Annotated in this window: 13 protein-coding genes; 8 read left to right on the top strand and 5 right to left on the bottom strand. The window is 70.7% G+C overall.

Going from position 1 to position 19,847, the window contains the following annotated elements:
- Window positions 1-96: 96 nt before the first annotated feature.
- On the top strand, window positions 97-3,861 hold the full coding sequence (locus tag B0I31_RS37925) for a glycoside hydrolase family 2 TIM barrel-domain containing protein (RefSeq protein WP_106620208.1): 3,765 nt from the start codon (window positions 97-99) through the stop codon (window positions 3,859-3,861).
- A 361-nt stretch (window positions 3,862-4,222) separates the two neighbouring features.
- Here B0I31_RS37925 and B0I31_RS37920 read toward each other — a convergent pair whose 3' ends face one another.
- The gene (locus tag B0I31_RS37920; RefSeq protein WP_106620207.1) at window positions 4,223-5,329 is read right to left on the bottom strand and encodes a tellurite resistance/C4-dicarboxylate transporter family protein; all 1,107 of its coding nucleotides are present in this window, start codon (window positions 5,327-5,329) and stop codon (window positions 4,223-4,225) included.
- The gene (locus B0I31_RS37915; RefSeq protein WP_219910991.1) at window positions 5,329-7,056 is read right to left on the bottom strand and encodes a molybdopterin-dependent oxidoreductase; all 1,728 of its coding nucleotides are present in this window, start codon (window positions 7,054-7,056) and stop codon (window positions 5,329-5,331) included. The genes B0I31_RS37920 and B0I31_RS37915 overlap by 1 nt, the downstream gene beginning before the upstream one ends.
- Before the next feature lie 564 nt (window positions 7,057-7,620).
- On the opposite strand from B0I31_RS37915, the gene B0I31_RS37910 reads away from it, so the two are divergent.
- Window positions 7,621-7,839 (top strand): sigma factor, encoded by a 219-nt coding sequence (locus tag B0I31_RS37910; RefSeq protein WP_106620206.1) that lies wholly within the window; start codon window positions 7,621-7,623, stop codon window positions 7,837-7,839.
- A complete protein-coding gene (locus tag B0I31_RS37905) occupies window positions 7,836-8,456 on the top strand; it encodes an MBL fold metallo-hydrolase (RefSeq protein ID WP_106620205.1) in 621 nt (206 codons plus the stop codon). The genes B0I31_RS37910 and B0I31_RS37905 overlap by 4 nt, the downstream gene beginning before the upstream one ends.
- Before the next feature lie 141 nt (window positions 8,457-8,597).
- Here B0I31_RS37905 and B0I31_RS37900 read toward each other — a convergent pair whose 3' ends face one another.
- Window positions 8,598-8,852 (bottom strand): hypothetical protein, encoded by a 255-nt coding sequence (locus B0I31_RS37900; RefSeq protein WP_146174105.1) that lies wholly within the window; start codon window positions 8,850-8,852, stop codon window positions 8,598-8,600.
- A 763-nt stretch (window positions 8,853-9,615) separates the two neighbouring features.
- Here B0I31_RS37900 and B0I31_RS37895 point away from each other — a divergent pair.
- From B0I31_RS37895 to B0I31_RS37880, 4 genes are all read left to right on the top strand, one after another.
- Window positions 9,616-10,686 (top strand): multicopper oxidase domain-containing protein, encoded by a 1,071-nt coding sequence (locus tag B0I31_RS37895; protein WP_106620203.1) that lies wholly within the window; start codon window positions 9,616-9,618, stop codon window positions 10,684-10,686.
- A 32-nt stretch (window positions 10,687-10,718) separates the two neighbouring features.
- Window positions 10,719-14,696 (top strand): ThuA domain-containing protein, encoded by a 3,978-nt coding sequence (locus tag B0I31_RS37890; RefSeq protein WP_425444478.1) that lies wholly within the window; start codon window positions 10,719-10,721, stop codon window positions 14,694-14,696.
- A gap of 66 nt (window positions 14,697-14,762) precedes the next feature.
- On the top strand, window positions 14,763-16,289 hold the full coding sequence (locus B0I31_RS37885) for an OmpL47-type beta-barrel domain-containing protein (protein WP_106620201.1): 1,527 nt from the start codon (window positions 14,763-14,765) through the stop codon (window positions 16,287-16,289).
- Between the two features lie 30 nt (window positions 16,290-16,319).
- The gene (locus tag B0I31_RS37880) at window positions 16,320-17,294 is read left to right on the top strand and encodes a hypothetical protein (RefSeq protein ID WP_106620200.1); all 975 of its coding nucleotides are present in this window, start codon (window positions 16,320-16,322) and stop codon (window positions 17,292-17,294) included.
- A gap of 264 nt (window positions 17,295-17,558) precedes the next feature.
- Here the strand turns inward: B0I31_RS37880 and B0I31_RS37875 are convergent, their stop codons facing one another.
- Entirely contained in the window at window positions 17,559-17,933 is a 375-nt protein-coding gene (locus B0I31_RS37875) for a MerR family transcriptional regulator (RefSeq protein ID WP_106620236.1), read from the bottom strand.
- An 82-nt stretch (window positions 17,934-18,015) separates the two neighbouring features.
- On the opposite strand from B0I31_RS37875, the gene B0I31_RS37870 reads away from it, so the two are divergent.
- Window positions 18,016-18,879: an NAD(P)-dependent oxidoreductase gene (locus B0I31_RS37870; RefSeq protein ID WP_106620199.1), complete on the top strand. Its 864-nt coding sequence runs from the start codon at window positions 18,016-18,018 to the stop codon at window positions 18,877-18,879.
- 138 nt (window positions 18,880-19,017) lie between these two features.
- Here B0I31_RS37870 and B0I31_RS37865 read toward each other — a convergent pair whose 3' ends face one another.
- On the bottom strand, window positions 19,018-19,815 hold the full coding sequence (locus tag B0I31_RS37865; RefSeq protein WP_106620198.1) for a tryptophan-rich sensory protein: 798 nt from the start codon (window positions 19,813-19,815) through the stop codon (window positions 19,018-19,020).
- Between the last annotated feature and the right edge of the window lie 32 nt (window positions 19,816-19,847).

Here is a 19,847-nt window from a genome sequence, read left to right as displayed (position 1 = left end):
CGACCCCGCCGGAACACCGGTGTCCGGTCCTGCCCGCGCAGAGCGGGACCGGGCACCGCAGCCGCTCGTCGCCGGAAGAAGAGAGGGAGGTTCGGCATGTCGCGCTCGCGCGTCCTCGCAGTGGTGTTGTCGGTTCTGGGTGGTGCTGTCGTCGGCGTCAGCCCCGGCACCGCGTCCGCCGCTCCCCCGGGCGACCTCTACGCGTCCTACTTGGAAAACCCCGGCATGGTCGCCGAGCACCAGGAACCGGCCCACGTCTTCCTGCCACCGCACGCCGACGTGGCCTCGGCCGTCCGGGGTGGCGAGCACACGCCGTACACGCGCTCCCTGGACGGCGAGTGGCGCATCGCGATGGCCAAGCGGCCCGAGGAAGTCCCGGCCGGTTTCCACGCCGGCGGCTTCGACACCTCCGGCTGGCGGCGGGTCACCGTGCCGCACACCTGGCAGACGGACGGGCTGGACCACCCGATCTTCCGCAACATCGCCACCGAGATCCAGCCGGACGACCCGCCTCGCGTGCCGCGTGACGTCAACCCGACCGGCGCGTACGCCAAGGACTTCGACGTACCGCGTGACTGGGCCGACCGCACCACCGTGCTTCGCTTCGAAGGCGTGACGTCGGCCTACTTCGTGTGGGTCAACGGCACCTACGTCGGCTACGACCAGGGCGGTTACACCCCGGCGGAGTTCGACATCTCGGTCGCCCTCAAGCCGGGCCGCAACCGCGTGGCCGTGCAGGTGCACCGCTGGAGCGCGGGCGCGTACCTGGAGGACGTCGACCAGTGGCGCTACTCGGGCATCTTCCGCTCGGTGCGCCTGGTCTCCACGCCCGCCACGCACGTCCGCGACGTCACCCTGCGCACCGACCTGGACGCCACCTACACCGACGCCGTGCTGTCCGCCGACGTCGAGGTGGGGCGCAAGCCCGGTGGCACGACCGGCGCACACCGCCTGGCACTGAGCCTGCACGACGCCCGCGGCAAGGAGATCGCGTCCGCCGCCCGGGACGTCGAGATCACCGGCACGGGCGGCACCACCCGGTTCGAGCTGCCCGTCCGCGACCCCGCCAAGTGGACCGACGAGACGCCGAACCTCCACACCGCCGTGCTCACCCTGACCGCGCCCAACGGCACGACGCACATCACCTCCGAGACCACCGGCTTCCGCGAGATCGAGATCCGCGACGAGCAGCTGCTGGTCAACGGCAAGCGCGTCCTGTTCAAGGGCGTGAACCGCGCCGAGACCGACCCCGACCACGGCAGGCACGTCCCGCGCGCCGCGCAGGAGCGCGACGTGGCGCTGATGGAGCAGCTCAACGTCAACGCGGTGCGCACCTCGCACTACCCGTCCGACCCGTACTTCTACGAGCTGGCCGACAAGCACGGCCTGTGGATCGCCGACGAGGTCGACATCGAGACCCACAACCACGAGGACTGCTCGCGCTGGTGCCAGGCGAACCAGCCGGAGTGGCGGGCCGCGTTCCTGGATCGCTTCACGGCCATGGTCGAGCGGGACAAGAACCACCCGAGCGTGTTCCTGTGGGACACCGGCAACGAGGCCGGTCTCGGCGCGCACCACTACGCGATGGCCGAGTGGCTGGACGCCAACGAGCCGACCCGGCCCAAGTACCACCAGTCCAACAACCCGGACGGTGACGCGCCGTTCGCCGACGTGTGGGGCCCGCGCTACCCGTCACCCGAGCGGTTCGAGGAACAGGCGAAGAGCACCGCGAAGCCGATCATCCTCGGCGAGTACGCGCACGCGATGGGCAACAGCCTCGGCAACTTCCGCGAGTTCTGGGACACCATCCGCGCCAACCCCGCCACCCAGGGCGGCTTCATCTGGGACTGGGCCGAGGGCAGCATCCGGCAGCGGGTGCGCATCCTGCCCGACTCGTCCGGCAACAACATCCCCGCGCACCTGTCCGGTGCGCCGGAGCTGGTCGACGGGCATCGCGGCAAGGCGTTGTTCCTGTCCGGCCTGGACGACTTCGTGGAGGTCTACCGCGACCGCAGGCTCGACATCACCGGCAAGGCGCTGACCCTGGACGCGTGGGTCAAGCCCGCGGCCTGGAGCGGTGACTTCCGGATCGTCGGCAAGGGCGATCACCAGTACGCGTTGAAGATGAAGGACGAGCGCACGCTGGAGTTCTTCATCCACAGCGGCACCTGGCAGGCGGTGCAGGCCACCGTGCCGAGCGACTTCTACGGCAACTGGCACCGGGTCAGCGGCACCTACGACGGCACCGCACTGCGCCTGTACATCGACGGCCGGGAGGTCGCGAGCAAGCCGTTCGACGGACCGATCGACCCCTCGTCGGCCGAGGTCAACATCGGCCGTGATTTCGAGACGTCGTGGAACGACCCGAGCAACGTCGGGCGGATGGCTCACGGCACCGTGGACGACGTCCGCGTCTATGACCGCACCCTCACCCCGGCTGAGCTGAACGCGGCCGAGCCCGTTGGCGGCGCGGTGCTCGCGCTCGACTTCGACCGCATCGAGGAACGCGGCACCCACCTGTCCTACGGCTCCAGCATCTCCGGCCTCGACGGCCTGGTCAGCCCCGACCGCGATCCCCAGCCCGAGACGACCCAGATGGCGTGGGCGCAGCAACCACTGCGGTTCGGCTACACCGGGGGCGTGCTGTCGGTGCTCAACGAGCGGCAGTTCACCGGTACCGAGGACCTCACGCTGCGGTGGCGCGTCACCGAGGGCTCGCGGGTCGTGACCAGCGGGGACCAGCCGCTGCGCGTGGCGGCGAACTCGACCGGCACGATCCGGATCCCCGCACCGCCGAACCCGGCCGACCGGGAACGGTTCCTCACCGTGGAAGCCGTCACCACGGCGGCGCTGCCGATGGTGCCCGCCGGGCACGTGCTCGCGCACGACCAGTTCCCCCTCGGCGGTACCAGGATCCCAGGTCTCGACCACGACCGGAGCACCCACGGTGGGCGTGCCACGATCACCACCGACGACGCGGCGGCGGTCACGGCATCCGCCGAGGGCGTCGGCTACACGGTGGACAAGCGGACCGGCACGCTGTCGTCGATCAAGGTGCGCGACCGCGAACTGCTGCGCAGCGGGCCGGAGCTCGACGCATGGCGCGCTCCGATCAGCAACGAGACCTTCCGGTGGGGTCGCGCGGAGGGCGAGGACTGGCGCGCGGTCGGACTCGACCGGCTCGCCACCACGGTCACCGGCGTCCGCGTCGAACCGGCTTCCCCCGGGGGCGTGCGCGTCGTCGTGGACAGCCGGGTGGCCGCTCCCGACGTCACGGGCGCCTGGTTCGACCAGACGATGACCTACACCGTCGAGCGCGGTGGCGTGCTGCGGCTCGGGCACAAGGTCACCCCGCAAGGCGCCATGCGCACGCTGCCCTACCTGCCCAGGATCGGCGTCTCGCTGGCAGTGCCGGACAGCTACGACCGGTTCGCCTGGTACGGACGCAAGGCCGAGAGCTACGTCGACCGCAAGGACGGCACCCCGATCGGCGTCCACTCGTCCACCGTGGACGAGCAGTACGTCGACTACCACCGCCCGCAGGACCACGGCAACCACACGGACAGCCGATGGGCGCTGCTCACCGACGGCAAGACGGGCGGACTGCTCGTGGCGGGCGCGAAGGACGTCAGCGTCACGCCGTACGACGACCTCGACCGGGCCGCCTACCCGTTCCAACTCCAGCGCAACAAGGGCTGGGTCACCCTGCACGCGAGCCACGCCGTCACCGGTGTGGGTGACACCCCCAACCCCGTACGGACCCGCAGCCAGGTCCGACCCGACAGCACTTACGAGTACACGCTGACTCTGCGTCCGTTGAACGCCCAGGAAGCCCGCGCGGGGGCGCCTATGGGCGGATGACCACGACAGGTGGGACAAGGGGGGCCGGGTTCGCAGGCACGCGCACGCCTGCGAACCCGGCCTTGCTCCCCGGCGTGGACGTCCGCGCCGCCCAGGACGGGGTGCACGAGAACCCGCGCCGCCTCGTTGCTGGTGCTCGCCCTGCCCGGCTCCGCGTACCTCTACCGAGGCATGGTCGATCCACCGACACACCAGTGCGGCAGGGTCGCCCGTGAGGCCGGGTGTGAACCACGGGACCCCCGCGCGACCGGTCCGCGCCGCCGAGCGGTCGCGGACCGCCCGGGTCGTCGACCCGCAGCCACCGGTTCATCCCACCTCGCGATCGGGCCGGCGGGCGGGCACGCCCTGCTGGTCTCGTGGGTCACCGAGGATCGGACCCGTCCGACCACGCAGTCGGTCGCCCACGGTCGTCAGCGGTCCGCCCGCGAAGCCAGGTGACGGCGGCGGTCAGCATCAGGGCGGTCGTCGCGATCCACGCGACCGTGGCGATCGCGGTCGTCACCGTGCCCGTGGTCCGCAGGAAGGGCAGGTCCAGGGTGTCGCCGAGCGCGGTGCTCGCCGTGGCGTAGGTACCGAGCGGGAAGACGACGCTCCACAGGCCGGTCTCGTAGCGCACGGGGTGGTGGTGGATCAGGTAGCGCCAGAGGCCGAAGATGATCAGCAGGGGCAGCCACCAGGTGCCGAACGCCCAGAGCGCGATCGCGGTCCCGGACACGAACTCCTCCGTGGCACCCAGGATTCGGGGGCCGGCCGGGAGGGACAGGACGTGGACGGCGGCCAGGACCGAGATCGCGGTCGCGCCGGTGAGGATCCAGTACGACGGGGTGATGGTCTGCTCGGTGTTCGGTGCGGTCAGCAGGCGTGACAGGACGATCGCGGTGAGGACGACGTAGAGCACCGTGCCCGCGCTCCACAGCGCCACCCCCAGCGTGGCCGTCGCGGTGGCGCTGCCGGTCCCGGCTGCCGTCACGGCGATCGACAGCGACTGGGCGCCCACCACCCAGAGCAGCCAGCTGCCGTCGACGTCGGACGGGGAGGGCGCCTTGGTCGTGCGCAGCACCAGGACGGCCGGTATGGCGTAGGTGAGCACCAGCCACAGAGCGGCGGCCAGGACGAGCAGGCCCGACGCGACGGTCCGGACGCCGTGGGAGGCCAGCGCGGTGATGACGACGTCCAGGGCGGCGGCGATGGTGAGGTAGCCGAAGGCCCGCCCCGGTTCACGCGCGTCGCGCAGCGCCGCGGCGGGCCGGCACGCCAGGCGGGTCGCCTGCACGACGACGATCGCGACCAGTCCCGCGATCGCGATCACGAGCAGCGCGGACGAGAGCACGACCAGGTCCTGCTGCCACAGGCACGTGGCGACGATGCCCGAGGCCATCACGAACGACGACGCGCTCGGCGGAACCCGGTCGACCGCCGCGGCCCAGGCGTCGCCCGGACCCGGTCGCCGGGCGGTGCGGTCGGCCATCAGATCGACTGCCGGTACCCGAAGAACTCGTGGTCGTTGTTGTAGCCGCCCAGGCCGCCGCCGACCGAGGAGAAGTCGTCGACGAACTCGATGCCCTTGACCCACTTGACCATCTTGAAACCGAGCTGGGCCTCGTTGCGCAGCCGCACGGGGGCGCCGTGGCGGAACGGCAGCGGTTCGCCGTTCATGTCCAGCGCCAGCATCGTGAGGTGGTAGCGCATCTGCTCGATGGCGTGGACGTCGTAGTAGATGCCCTCGTCGGAGCCCTGGGCGAAGGAGTAGAACACCACCCACTTCGCCTCCGGCCGGGGCCTGACCAGGTCGAGCACCGTCGACATCGACACCCCGCCCCAGCGGGCCACGCCGGACCAGCCCTGGATGCAGAAGTGCTGGGTGACCTGGTCGTGGTACGGCATCGACCGCAGGTCCTCCAGGCCGAGTTCGACCGGGTTCTCCACCAGCCCGTACACGGCCAGGCGGTAGTCGCGGAAGTCGTCGGCCCGCAGCACCCGGTACTCCTCGGAGTCCGGCACGCGCCCGTTGGCCCAGAAGAACGGGGAGATGTCCTTGTCGGTGTAGCGACCCGCCTTGGAGTCGATGTGCTCGAAGAGCCGCTGCGCGGGTCCGATGAGGGCGTAGCCGATCCGCCGCACCAGGCGGGGGTGCCGGTAGGTGACGGGGGTGGCCGCGACCCAGGCGACGACCATCACCACCAGGGACAGGGCGAAGATGCCGAACCCGACCCAGGTCCCGGAGTCGTTCGCGGCGTACATGTGGTTCAGGTTGCGCAGCGCGCCGGTGGTGAGCACCAACGTCACGTGCACGACGATGAACACCAGGAACCAGCACAGCACCAGGAAGTGCAGCGAGCGGGCCAACTGGATGCTCAGCACCGAGCTGACGCGGTGGAAGCGCGTCGACAGGGCGGGCGACATGCCCAGCCCGGTGATCAGCGCCGCCGGGGCCGCGATGAACACCGTGACGAAGTAGGAGACGAGCTGAAGGCTGTTGTAGTTGTTCCAGCCGTTCTCGGTGGGCCAGTCCAGCGACAGGTACTGGATGGCCACCGACAGCGCGTTGGGCGCCACCTCCCAGCTCAGCGGCACCAGCCGCACCCACTGCCCGGTGGTGAACAGCAGCACGTAGAACACGACGCCGTTGACCAGCCACAGCACGTCCGCACCCAGGTGCCACCACCGGGCCAGGCCGATCGAGTGCCGCCGACCGGGCAGCCCCACCCCGTCCGGCAACGTGATGGAGTCGGCCTTGGCGGTGTAGTCCGGGTCGTCGGGCACCGGCTTCTGCATCCGCAACCACTCCGAGCCTGGAGTGGAGTTCCGCGTCCAGTACAGGCGCGGGTGGTCGGCCAGGACGGTGATGCCGGACCTGATGATGAAGATCATCAGGAACGCGTTGAGGAAGTGCTGCCAGCCCAGCCACGCCGGGATGCCCACCGGGGCCCCGGCGGGCAGCTCCGAGTCGCCGGGGTGGGCCTCGATGAACCGCTGCACGGAGGGCAACTCGCGCAGCCCCTTGGCCACCGCGATGCCGATCACGAGGAACAGGAACGCGAGAGGGATCAACCACAGCAGGTTGAACCACCGGTCGCGTCCCACCCGGACCCTCGGCGCCACGCCGTACTGCGCCGGCAGCCCGCCCGCCCAGTCCACGCCGACCCGCTGGTGGCGGCGGGCGTCCAGTTCCCGCCGGAAACCTGGCTCCCGCACGACCGCTCCCTTCCGCACGCGGTGTGCCGATCACCTGGACGGGTGACCTCGGTCCCGGTGCGATGCGCCCACGGCGCCGGTCAGGGCGCCGCCGGGAGGACGCCGCTCGTCTCCGTGGGCAGAATCTACGGCCGCCCCGCGCGGTTCGCTGGACGGACGACCGCGCCGACGATCGGGGAACCCGACTCGGAGGCCTTCTACCGCTTCCCGCAGGTCGAGCACGACACCCGGTTCGGCCGGTTCCCGCACCAGAACTCCGACGGCGACCGCGCCGGAGGTGTCGGCGGGTGCGGCTCGCGCCATCCGGAACGGCGGTCGTCCAGGCCGTCGAGGACGACGCCCCGTGTGAGTCGGGCCAGCGCTCCGGCGCAGGCTGATCGAACTATCCTGCGACGAGACCGCGGACTCGGCGCCGCACCGGAATCAACCGGATGGCGGGTGGCACAGGAGAGGTGCGCGATGGGCGAAGCGGGAGCGGGGAACCGGCGCGGCCCGATCCGGACGACCTCGGGACGCGGTCCGGTGTCGGTGATGAGTTTTCGGGCCGCCCGTCGTCATACCACCATGACCCCCACCACTGACGACCTCGGGCCGCTCGACGAGCAGGCCTTCGGCGCCCGCGTCGAGCCGCACCGCCGCGAGCCGCACCTCCACCGCTACCGCCTGCCCGGTTCGTTCGAGGAGGCCGAGGACCTCGTCCAGGAGGCGTTCCTGCGCGCGTGGCGCCGGCGCGAGACGTGCGTGGGCCGCGCGTCGGTGCGCGCGGAGGGCGTTGCGCGATGAGCGATCCCGCCTCGATCACCGTCACGCCGGTCTTCGTCGCCGACCTGCACGTCGAGGGCGAGCGGATGCCGATCTACGTGCACGTCATCGACCATCCGCGAGGGCGCGTGCTGGTCGACACCGGCATGACGGAGCTGCATCCGGCCGCCGCCGACCTCGATCCCCGCCTCCGGCCACTCGGCGAGCAGGACTTCGATCTCGCCGGCATCGACATCGTCGTCAACACCCACCTGCACGGTGACCACTGCGGCGGCAACCACCTCTTCGCCGGCAAGCCGATCTACGTCCAGCGCCGGGAGCTCGACGACGCGCGCAGCGAGGACGTCTACATCCGCGAGTGGGTCGACGCGCCCGGCGTGCGGTACGTGCCGGTCGACGGCGAGCTGGAGCTGCTTCCCGGGCTCCGACTCGTCCCGGCGCCGGGCCACACGCGCGGCTCGCAGGTGGTCGTCGTCGAGACCGGCGGGCGTCCGATCGTCATCGGCGGCGACGTGGCGGTCTGGCACGGCGAGTTCGACGAGCCGCCCACCGAAGGCCGTCAGCGGGTCCTCGCGCTCGACCCAGAGCTGGTGTGGCTCGCACACGAGCACGAGCCGTGGCGACCCCGCACCGTCTGAGGCATCACGCCGGCTCCTGCCCCACACGCACAGGCCGCGACGTCGTCGGGCACGGGCGATGGACCAAGCCGGCGTGCGCCGGAGCCGGCCGGGTTTCGGCCTGGACGCGGCCATCCTCCTCTCGGGCGGGTTCGCCACCCGCTACGGCCACTCCCACTTGATGCCGAGCACCCCGGAGCTGACCGCGGAAGCGACCAGGTGCACGGTGTGGTGCACGTTGAGGGCGAGCTGCCCGGTGGGGTGGCGCTCGTGGGACCGCTCCCACCCGGCCGGTGACGAGTTCGCCTCCTCGGCCCGAGCGGGCAGGCCGTCCGGCCAGGCCAGCACGCCGGCCACCGACAGCGCCGCGGCCAGCAGGACGGTCGTTCGCCGAACCGTTCTCCGCGATGAATTCATGATCGGACTCCTTGTCTGCAGGGGGCAAGGTGCACTGCGGCCCACGAAGGGCACACGGACGGTCGAATGCGACATTCCCGACCGCCAGAGGAGGCCGAAGTGGACGGTGCGGTTCAGCCGACCCCGCACGCAGGAACGCGGCGGCGAGGCGATGACCGAGCGGTCGGCCGCCGTCCGGTCCACGGTCCGCCAAACCCACCATCGAGACCGGCACCTTCTGGTTGGGATACCACCTGATCGCGCATCCCGGCGGCAATGCGGCCGCCCGCAGCGGTGCTCTCCGAAATTTCGGAACCCGGTGCCACATCGTCCGCTCAGGCCCATTTCCGCAGCTAGCGGCACTACCCGATGAGCACCGACGCACCACGCACGCCAAGCGCAAGCCATGGACGTTTGCTTGAGGAGCACTTGTCGAGTACACGCGCACGACCGCAACTGAGCCAATCGAGTGAACGCGACGCAGGCGTCCCACAATATGACACAGAATGTCCGCCCCGTTAGGCCACTTGGCCCTTCACTTTTGTTGGAACCGTGCATAAGTTGCAGGTGGTTGAGGCGAAAGACTGCCAAACTTCGCTGAACCGCAGACCGGACAACAACGACCTTCAACGCCGTCCGCACCGACGCGACTCGGACGGTCCGTTCAACGCGGGGAATGGGCGTTCCGCCCATTCCTGAGCCGCCCACGCCCTCATTGTTCCTAGCCTTTTCGGCACCGGTGGCGCCCTTTCCGGGCGGACGCCGTCGACCTGGATGGAGAACGATGGACGAGCCCGTCCAACCCGGCTGGTTCACCAGGCTCGTGTCCCGTCGCGCCGTGCTGGCGACCGGCACGGCGGGCTTGGCCGTGCCGGTCGCCACGACCCTGGGCCCGGTGGTGCCCCGGCACGCCGCCAGTGCGCAGGCGGGCGTGGTCAAGAGGATCACCCTGTACGCGGAAGCCTTGCCCGACAACCTGTACGGCTACGGTCTGGCACCCGGTCAAGCGACCGTTCCGGGTCCGATCCTGGAGATCTACGAGGGCGACACGCTGGAGATCACCCTCGTCAACAACACCGACCGGCGGATGTCCATCCACCCGCACGGCGTCGACTACGGCGTCGAGTCGGACGGCAGCCCGCTCAACGCCTCCTTCAACAACCCGGGCGAGACGCGCACGTACACCTGGCGCTCGCGGGAGATGACGGCCACCGCGGGCAGGCGCCTGATGCCCGGCAACGCGGGCTACTGGCATTACCACGACCACGCCATGGGCACCGACCACGGCTCCCTGGGCATCGCGCGCGGGCTGTACGGCGCGCTGATCGTGCGCCGGAGAGGGGACATCCTGCCCGACAAGCAGTTCACCGTCGTGTTCAACGAGATGACGATCAACAACCGGATCGCGCCGCACACGCCGATGTTCGAGGCCAACCTCGGCCAGCGGGTGGAGTGGATCGCGATCGGGCACGGCAACCAGTTCCACACCTTCCACCTGCACGCGCACCGGTGGGCCGACAACCGCACCGGGATGCTCGAAGGTCCGGCCGACCCGAGCCAGGTGGTGGACAACAAGGACCTCAACCCCGGCAGCTCGTTCGGGTTCCAGGTCCTGGCGGGCGAGGGCGTCGGCCCCGGCGCGTGGATGTACCACTGCCACGTGCAGAGCCACTCGGAGACCGGGATGTCCGGGATCTTCCTCGTGCGCAACGGCGACGGCACCATGCCGCCCGGCGCGCAGGAGGCCGTCGACCGCTTCCACGGGCACGACCACGGCGCGGCAGCAGCACAAGCTCCGCCGGTGCACGCCCCTGCCGAGGGGGACGGGCAGCACCAGCACTCGCCATCGCGATGACCTCGCGGCCCGGCCACGACGAAGGAGTGAGGATGGGGCCAAGGATGTCTGCAGGCGGAAATCGCAGGAGATCAGGGAGAAGGGCGTTGTCGGCGGTGACCGCCGCGGTGGTCGTGCTCGCCGGATCGCTCACCGCCGCGACCGCTGCACCGGCGGCGCCGCGGCAGGCGCCGATCGTCACCGCCGCCGCACCGGTGTCGGTCCTGGTCTTCCACGGCCCGGTCGCCGAGCAGCGGGACCCGGTCGCCCGCGCCACGCAGGCCTTCCGGGAGCTCGGCGCGGCCAACGGCATCACCGTCGACTCCTCGTCCGATCCCGCCGTGTTCACCGCGGACAACCTCACCAAGTACCGCGGTGTCGTGTTCCTGTCCGCGGCGGGCGTGGCGCTCAGCCGTGACCAGGAAGCGGCGCTGCGGAACCACATGAGGGACGGCGGCGGGTTCCTCGGAGTGGCCGACGCCGCGAAGGCCCAGCCCGAGTCGTCCTGGTTCACCGGTCTCATCGGCACGCGCCCGGTCGGCACCACCGCCACCCCCGAGACGGTGAGCGCGGTGACGGCGAGCGCCGAGAACGCGCCGAACGAGACCAAGGACATGCTGGCCGACGGCAAACCGGAGACCAAGTGGCTGGTCAAGAGCCCGACAGCGTGGGCGGCCTACCGGCTGCCCGCGTCCGCCGCGGTGAACCGCTACGCGCTCACCTCGGCCAACGACGCCGCCGGCCGTGACCCGAAGGACTGGACCCTGCAGGGTTCCGCGGACGGCACGACCTGGACCGACCTGGACCGCCGCACCGGCCAGGCGTTCGCGGAACGCTTCCAGAGCCGGACGTTCACCATCGCCGAGCCGCGGTCGTTCCAGCACTACCGGCTGGACATCACAGCGAACTCGGGCGAGCCGATGACCCAACTGGCCGACCTGCGCCTGTTCTCCGGCGACCCGACGCCCGCGCCGGAGCCGGGGGTGCACCGCTCCGTGGTGAACGTCCTGGACCGGCAGCACCCGGCCAACGAGGGCCTGCCGCTGAACATCACCCGATCGGACCGCTGGTACAACTGGGACCCGAGCCCGGTCGGCACCGTGCACGCGGTCGCCCAGGTGGAGGAACGGCACTACGACCCCGGTCCGGGCGCCAACGGCCCGTTCCACCCGGTGTCCTGGTGCCGCGACTACGAAGGCGGTCGCTCCTTCTACACCGGCATGGGCCACACCGAGGACAGCTACGGCGAAGACGCTCTCCGCAGCCACCTGACGGGCGCTCTCAAGTGGACGACCGGCCTGGCGCGCGGCGACTGCCAGGCCACCATCGCGGCGAACTACAAGATCGAGCGGCTGACCGCGGCCAACCAACCCGGTCAGCTCGACCAGATCGGCGAGCCGCACGGCCTGACCGTCGCCCCGGACGGCACGGTGTTCTACGTCGGCAAGGCGGCCTGCCCGACCGGCCCGGTCGTCCCCTGGACCGACCCGAAGGTCGGCCTCGGCTGCGGCACGATCCACCAGTTCAAGCCGGGTACCAAGCAGGTGGAGCTGCTGGCGACGCTACCGGTGATGGGCAACCGCGGCAGCGGCACCGAGTTGGTCAAGAACGAGGAAGGCCTGCTGGGCATCGTGCCCGACCCGGAGTTCACCGAGAACGGCTGGATCTACGTCTACTGGATGCCTCAGGACACCGTGGACCGGGAGAAGCGGACCGGCAAGCGGACGATCTCGCGGCTCACCTACGACCGCGCCGCGCAGACGATCGACCTGGCCACCCGCAAGGACCTGCTCCAGTGGGAAGTCCAGCAGCACAGCTGCTGCCACGCGGGCGGCGGCATGGCGTTCGACGCCAAGGGCAACCTGTACGTGGGATCGGGGGACGCCAACTCCTCGCAGGGTTCCCAGGGCTACTCCGGCAACAACTGGACCGCGGAGTGGCAAGGGCTGTCCTTCCAGGACGCCCGCCGTACAGCGGGGAACACCAACGACCTGAACGGCAAGATCATCCGCATCCACCCCGAGCCGGACGGGACGTACACGATCCCGCCTGGCAACCTGTTCCCCCCGGGCACCGACAAGACCCGCCCGGAGATCTACGTGATGGGCGTGCGGAACATCTCGCGCCTGCAGATCGACCCCGTCACCCAGTGGCTGACCGCGGCCTGGGTCGGTCCGGACGCGTCCCAGCCGAATCCTGAACTCGGTCCGGCCAAGTACGAGACCGCGACGATCATCACCGAGGCGGGCAACCACGGTTGGCCCTACTGCATGGGCAACAAGCAGCCCTACCGCGATCGCAGCGCCACCGACGCGACCGTGCTGACCGGGTGGTACGACTGCGACGCGCCGAAGAACCACTCGCCGCGCAACACCGGCCTGGTCGACCTGCCGCCGGTCGAGAACAACATGATCTGGTACGCGCCGGGCGGTGGCGGCCCGGTCTTCCCGGCCCGCCCGGACGGCAGCGGCATCCCCACCTACAACGCCGCCGACGCCACCTACACCCAGCCGTACCTGCGCGGCGGCGGCCAGGCGATCATGACCGGGCCCACCTACCACCGCGAGCTGGTCGACACCGGCAGCGGTGTCGCGTGGCCGGAGCACTGGGACGACAAGTGGTTCATCGGTGACCAGTCCAACTCGGCCAACCGGGTCGCGGTGACCGTCGACCCGGCCGGTGTGCCGACGGCCGCTCCCCCTGCCTTCGCCGAGAGCCTGCGCGCGATCATCCCGGGAGGGGTCGGCGACGACCGGTTGCAGAGCTGGATGGACGCGAAGTTCGGCACCGACGGCGCGCTCTACCTGCTCGACTACGGCGGCGGGTTCTTCAGCCTGCACCCGAACCAGAAGCTGATCCGGATCACCTACCGGGGTGGGGCCAAGACGCCGGTACCGGCCGCAACCTCCGTCGCGGTCCAGAACAGGCCGCTGACCATCGCCTTCACCGGCTCGCGGTCCGGCGGCGTGTCGCACCGCTGGGAGTTCGGCGACGGCGCCTCGTCCACCGAAGCCGACCCCCGGCACACCTACGCCCGGGTCGGCGAGTACCACGCCAAGCTCACCGTGACCTACGCAGACGGCGAGACGCAGGTCGTGCCGGTCACCGTGGACGTGGGCTGCGCGGTTCCCGACGACCGGGGCACGGTGTGGCTGGGCGACGCGGACTCGGGCGTGGCCAACGAGCAGGTCGGCGGCGGCTGCACGGTCAACGACCTGATCGACGACGAAAGCCCGTGGGTCGACCACGGCGCGTTCGTCCGCCACGTCACCGCGGTCGCCGACCGGTTGCAGCGCGACGGCGTGATCACCGGCCGCGAGAACACCGCGCTGGCCCGTGCCGCCGCCGGCTCGGATGTCGGCACGGCGGCCGACACCGGGTACGAGCCGATCTTCGACGGCACAGCGGAGTCGCTGCGCGGCTGGACGCAGGCACCGGGCGGGTCGTTCTCGATCCAGCCGGACGGCTCGCTGCGCTCCGCCGGCGGGCTGGGCATGTTGTGGTACACGCGCAAGCAGTTCGGCGACTTCTCGGTGAGGCTGCAGTTCCGCGACATGTCACCGGAGGGCACCAGCGCCAACAGCGGTGTGTTCACCAGGTTCCCCGACCCGCGCACGCCCGTGGAGCAACGCCCGCCGGGCAGCTGCGGGACCATCGGCTCCGCGCGGACGTCGGCGGCGTGGGTGGCGATCTACTGCGGGCACGAGGTCCAGATCTACGACGGTGCGACCGGTGAGCCGCAGAAGACCGGGTCGATCTACAACTTCGACCCGGTCGGACCGCCCCCGTCCGGCACGCCCGGGAAGGGCGTCTGGAACGACTACGAGATCCGGGTCGTCGGGCAGCACTACACGATCATCCGCGACGGTGTGGTGATCAACGAGTTCGACAACACGCCGGGCAAGCAGTCGTCCCGGCCGAGCGACCCTCCGACTGACCTGCGCCAGTTCGCCACCGGCTTCCTGGGTCTGCAGAACCACGGCACCAACGACGTGATTGATTTCCGCAACGTCCGAGTGCGGTCGCGGTAGCCGCGTGAGGCCGGCCGGTGCGCGGGCAAGCGCGCCGGCCGGCCCCGCACTCAGGGAAGGTGCAGCATGTTCCGACGTTCGACTGCCGCGGTGACGGCCGCCTTGATGTGGGCGTCCCTGACCGCGGTCATCCCGGCCGCCGCGCTGCCGGCCGCTCCCGTCCAGCTCCAGGAACAGGTGCTGACCTGGACCGCCGACAACGACATCACCCGCTACAAGTCGGCGCCGACCACCGCGGCGCCGGGTCCGACGAAGATCGTCTTCGAGAACAGCGAGGCCACCGGCAACACGACCGGTATGCCGCACACCCTCACCTTCGACACGTCCACGTCGGGCTACAACAGCGACGTCGACCTGAACATCCTGGCCAACCCGTTCGACGACCGCAACGGCAGGCACGAGGCCACGGTGACGCTCACCCCCGGCAAGTACCGCTACCTCTGCACCATCCCCGGCCACGGCTCGATGGTCGGCGAGTTCACGGTGACCGACGCCGGCGAGGACACCACCGCGCCCACCGTGACAGGCGGCGTCACCGGCTCGCGGGATGCAGACGGCAACTACCTCGGCAGCGCCACGGTGACCGTGACCGCCTCGGACGTGGGCTCGGGGGTGGAGCTGGTCGAGTACGAGGTGGACGACACCGGTTTCACGCCCTACACCCAGCCGGTCCGGGTCACCGCGATCGGCGACCACTCCGTGCAGTACCGGGCGACCGACCGGGCGGGCAACACCTCCGAGGTCGGATCGGTGTCGTTCCGCGTGGTCGAACCACAGTCCGACTCGACTCCGCCCGCGGTCTCGGCCGACGTCGCCGGGACCAAGGACACCGAGGGCAACTACGTCGGCAAGGCGACCGTCACCATCAACGCGACCGACTCCGACTCCGGCGTCCGCAGCCGCGAGTACCGGCTGCACTCCGGACCGTGGACCGCCTACACGGCAACGTTCGACGTCACCGCGCCCGGTTCGCACATGGTCCACTACCGCGCTACCGACAACGCCGGGAACGTCTCGCCGGAGGGCGTGGTCGCCTTCACCGTCGTCGCGCCGCCAGGTGACACCACGGCACCGTCGACGTCCGCCGCAGTGTCCGGAGCCACGAACCCCCACGGCGACTACGTCGACCACGCGACGGTGACGATCACCGCGACGGACGCGCAGTCCGGCGTGGACCGGGTCGAGTACGCGGTGGACGGCGGTGGTTGGACCGCGTACTCGTCGGCGTTCGTGGTCGGCGCCGCGGGCCCGCACACCGTGCGGTACCGGGCCACCGACAAAGCCGGCAACACCGCGGCGGAGAAATCGGTGTCGTTCACCGTGGTGGAGCAGGGGGCGGATGCGTGCCCCGACTCCGACACGCGCGAGACGGTGGTCATCGGGCACGACGACACCCGGGTCCCGAACACCGACACCGGCAACGGCTGCACCGTCAGCGATCTCATCGACCAGCACCGCGGGTACTCCGACCACGGCACGTTCGTCCGGCACGTCGAACGGGTCACCGCCGAGCTGGTGACGAGGGGCGTGCTGACCGCCAGGGAACAGAGCACCATCGTGCGCGCGGCCTCGCGATCCGACATCGGCGAGTAGTTCCTTCCACAGCAGCAGGGAGAACCGAGAATGGCCAGACGGACCGCATCCGCGCTCGCGACCTTGAGCGCCATCGTCACCGCTACGGTGATGTGCACCGCCCAGAACGCGCACGCGGACCTGGTGATGTACTGCGTCGGCAGCGGCGGAGCCGTCACGGTTCCCAGCGACCTGTACGTGCCGCCGGGTGAGTCGTGCTCACTGCAAGGCACCACCGTCACCGGCAACGTGCGCGTGGCCGCCGGCAGCAACCTCGTGATCAACGGCGGCACGGTCAACGGCGAGGTCCGGGTGGCGGCCGACGGTTACCTCGACACGACCGACACCAGGGTCGAAGGCCGCGTCACCCTGGCCGCCGGCGGCTTCGGGCTCTTCCTCGACAACACCGACACCGGCGGTGTGGTCGTGGAACCGAAGGGCTCGGCCACGATCGAGGGGTTCCTGTTCGTCGAGCAGGGCTCGAAGGTCGACGGCGACGTCACCGCGGGCGTCGGCGAGGTCAGCGTGACCGGCAGCGAGATCGCCGGCAACGTCAGCACCAACGCGGCGTACTTCACGGATCTGCACGACACCTTCGTGGACGGGACGCTGTCCGTGCTGAACAACGCGACCGGCAGCGTCGTCTGCGGCACCGCGGTCCAGGGCAAGGCCACGTTCGCCGGCAACCTCGGCGGCGTGCAGCTCGGCCCGAACGGTGGCCTCGACAGCTGCGCCTCCGGTGGCTACTTCGCCAGGGACGTCGGCATCTCGAACACGACCGGCGGCCGTACCACGCTGGACGACAACATCGTCAACGGCACTCTCCGTCTCACCGCCAACAACCCGGTGGCCGAGGTGGCAACCAACAACAGCATCCGCGGCGGGATCGTCGGCGACCACTCCGCTCCGACCCCGTCCGGTGCCGCCGCGGCGGACGGGGTTCGCGGCACCGCCGAGGAGCGCGCCGGCGAGCGTCGTGCCAAGGCAGTCGCGTCCACGGCGGCGAAGGGTGCGGCACGTCTCTGAGGACGCTGCCCCGGGCTCGTACACCGGGACGAGCCCGGGGCAGCCGATCTTCTCGCTGCCGATGGCAGTGCGCCCGCCGACGTCGTGGTCACCAGGACCTCGCCCGCCGACTGGGCATCACCGCGTTCTCCACCTGGTCGCCCGGCACCACGTCCCGTCCGGCTCGATCCTGCGGGGTTCGGGCCTGGGGCGTGCACCGTGACAGGCTGGAGCGACGTTCGACGTCGTACCGGCGCGACGCCTCCGGGGATGTCGTCGTCGGTGTCACCGGCTCGGCACGGGGGCCGTCGATCGTTCGGTGGCGGCGACGTAGTCGGCGAGGGCTTCGCGGGATCGGGTGAGGGCCGCGAGCCGGTCGTCCAGCGCCTGGAGACGGGCGCGGAGGCCGTCGAGCAGTTCCGGGCAGGGCGCCATGTTCGGCGCAGGACCTGTGGCGCACGGGAGCACGTAGGCGATTTCCTCGGTCGACAGGCCTGCGCCCAGCAGTTTCGTGATCTGCATGACGGTCAGGACCGCGTCTTCGGTGAACTCGCGGTAGCCGCCTGCGCTGCGGCTGGGTTCGAGCAGACCCTGTGCTTCGTAGTAGCGGAGTTGGTGGGTGCGGACACCGGTGCGGCGGCTCAACTCCCCGATCAGCATTCCCGGCTCGCCCTTGACCTTCATACCGGTGTGAACGTTGAGGATACCGGCATCTGTTCCGCATGGGTCGAGGGAGACGACGATGGGTGTGGGGAAGCCGGTGGCGGTTGTCGGGCTGGGGTTGATGGGGCAGGCGTTGGCGGGGGCGTTCGTGCGGGCGGGGTATCCGACGACGGTGTGGAACCGGACTCCCGGGAAGGCCGGGCGGTTGGTCGCCGAGGGGGCCGCGGTCGCCGATTCGTTCGAGCAGGCCGTGGCGGCCGCGTCGGTCGTGGTCGTCTGCGTCGCCGATCACGACGTGGTGCGCGGGCTGCTGCGGTCGGTGGGCGGTGGGCTCGAGGGCAAGGTGTTGGTGAACCTGACCTCGGCCACATCGGCGCAGATGCGGGAGATCAGTGGGTTGAGGGGCGTCGGCGGCTACCTGGCGGGCGCGATCATGGGAATGCCGCAGGGGATCGGCACGGCCGAGTCGTTGACCTTGTACAGCGGGCCGCGTTCGGTGTTCGAGGTGCACGAGGAGGTTCTGCGGGTTCTTGGTGAGGCGGTGTACCTCGGGGCCGATCACGGGCTGTCGTCGTTGTACGCCGGGGCGGGGGTCAGCCTGATGTGGAGCGTGCTCAACGGCTTCCTGCAGGGCGTGGCCCTGCTGGAGGCGGCGGGCGTGAGGGCTTCGGCTTTCGTTCCGTTCGCGCGGCAGAACATCGCGACGACGGCCGACTGGTTGGCCGGGTATGCGGAACAGATCGACGAAGGGGCGTACCCGGGGGTGGACGCGACGATCGACTCGCACGCCGCCGCGATGGGGTACCTGATCCGGGAGAGCGAGGCGAACGGGGTGAACGCCGAGTTGCCGCGGTTTGTCAGGGGGCTGGCCGAGCGCGCCGTTGCCGAGGGGCGGGGCCGGGACGGGTACGCCGCGATGATCGAGTTGTTCCGCAGGCCCTGAGGACCGTTCGCCGGAGCAGGGGCGCCCGACCGGCCGGCTCGGCGAACTCGGGCTCGCCCTCCAACGCCACCGCCCAGGGCTCGCCGCTCCGGTGGGCGACGAAGAGCCGACCAGGTGCATTTCCGGTCGACCCCCGACTCAACCCCATGCGCTGCGGGTGACATCGCCCGCCCGGTACGCGCGCACCACCGAAGCCACCAACACCATCACGACGGCGAACGTCCCGGCCACCTGCACCGGCGCGGCCGGTGTGCCGACCACGATCCAGATCAGCGCCCAGCACACCGCGGCGGCGTAGCCGACCACGGCCGGTAGTCGGAGGGCCGCGGTGGCGGCCACCGCGCCGGTCAGCAGCACCGCGATCACCGCCACGGTCACGGACGGTGCCGCGTCCGAGGCGGCGCCGGTGGTGGCCGCGCCGGCGACGGTCGCCATCGCCACCCATCCGGTGTAGACGGCGACCGGGGTGTGCACCAGCAGCCGATCAGGCCAGCCGGCAGCCGGGTGGTGGGTGAGACGGGTGGCCGCGACGGTCAGGCACACCAGCAACGCGACGATCACCACCTGCGCGGCGACGATCTCGCGGTGCGCGAACAACGCGACCCAACCGGCGTTGAGCACCCCGGCCGACGCCAGCCACCAGCCGGTCGAGCGGTGCGTTCGGCGGGCGCGCTGAGCGGGCAGGGCCTGCCGGACGGCAAGCGCCGCGAACGTGGCGTAGATCAACGTCCAGATGGCGAACGCCCCTCCGGCGGGAAGCAGCAACGTCGGATAGGAGTTGGCCACCGTCCCCACGGGTTCACCCCACAGACCCGCTCCGCCGACCACACCTGCGGCCGTCTGGACCGCGGCGGCCACCAGCACCGCCACCGACCGGAACAGGTCGGCCCTCCCCCGTTCGGGAGCAACTCGGTCAGGAGCGGTGTCTCGACGCATGCTTGGTTCTCCCCTCCGACGTACCACGTTGT

It is taken from the genome of Saccharothrix carnea, assembly GCF_003014735.1.
GTDB classification, from domain to species: Bacteria; Actinomycetota; Actinomycetes; order Mycobacteriales; family Pseudonocardiaceae; genus Actinosynnema; species Actinosynnema carneum.
This window is presented reverse-complemented; position numbering and strand designations above follow the sequence as displayed.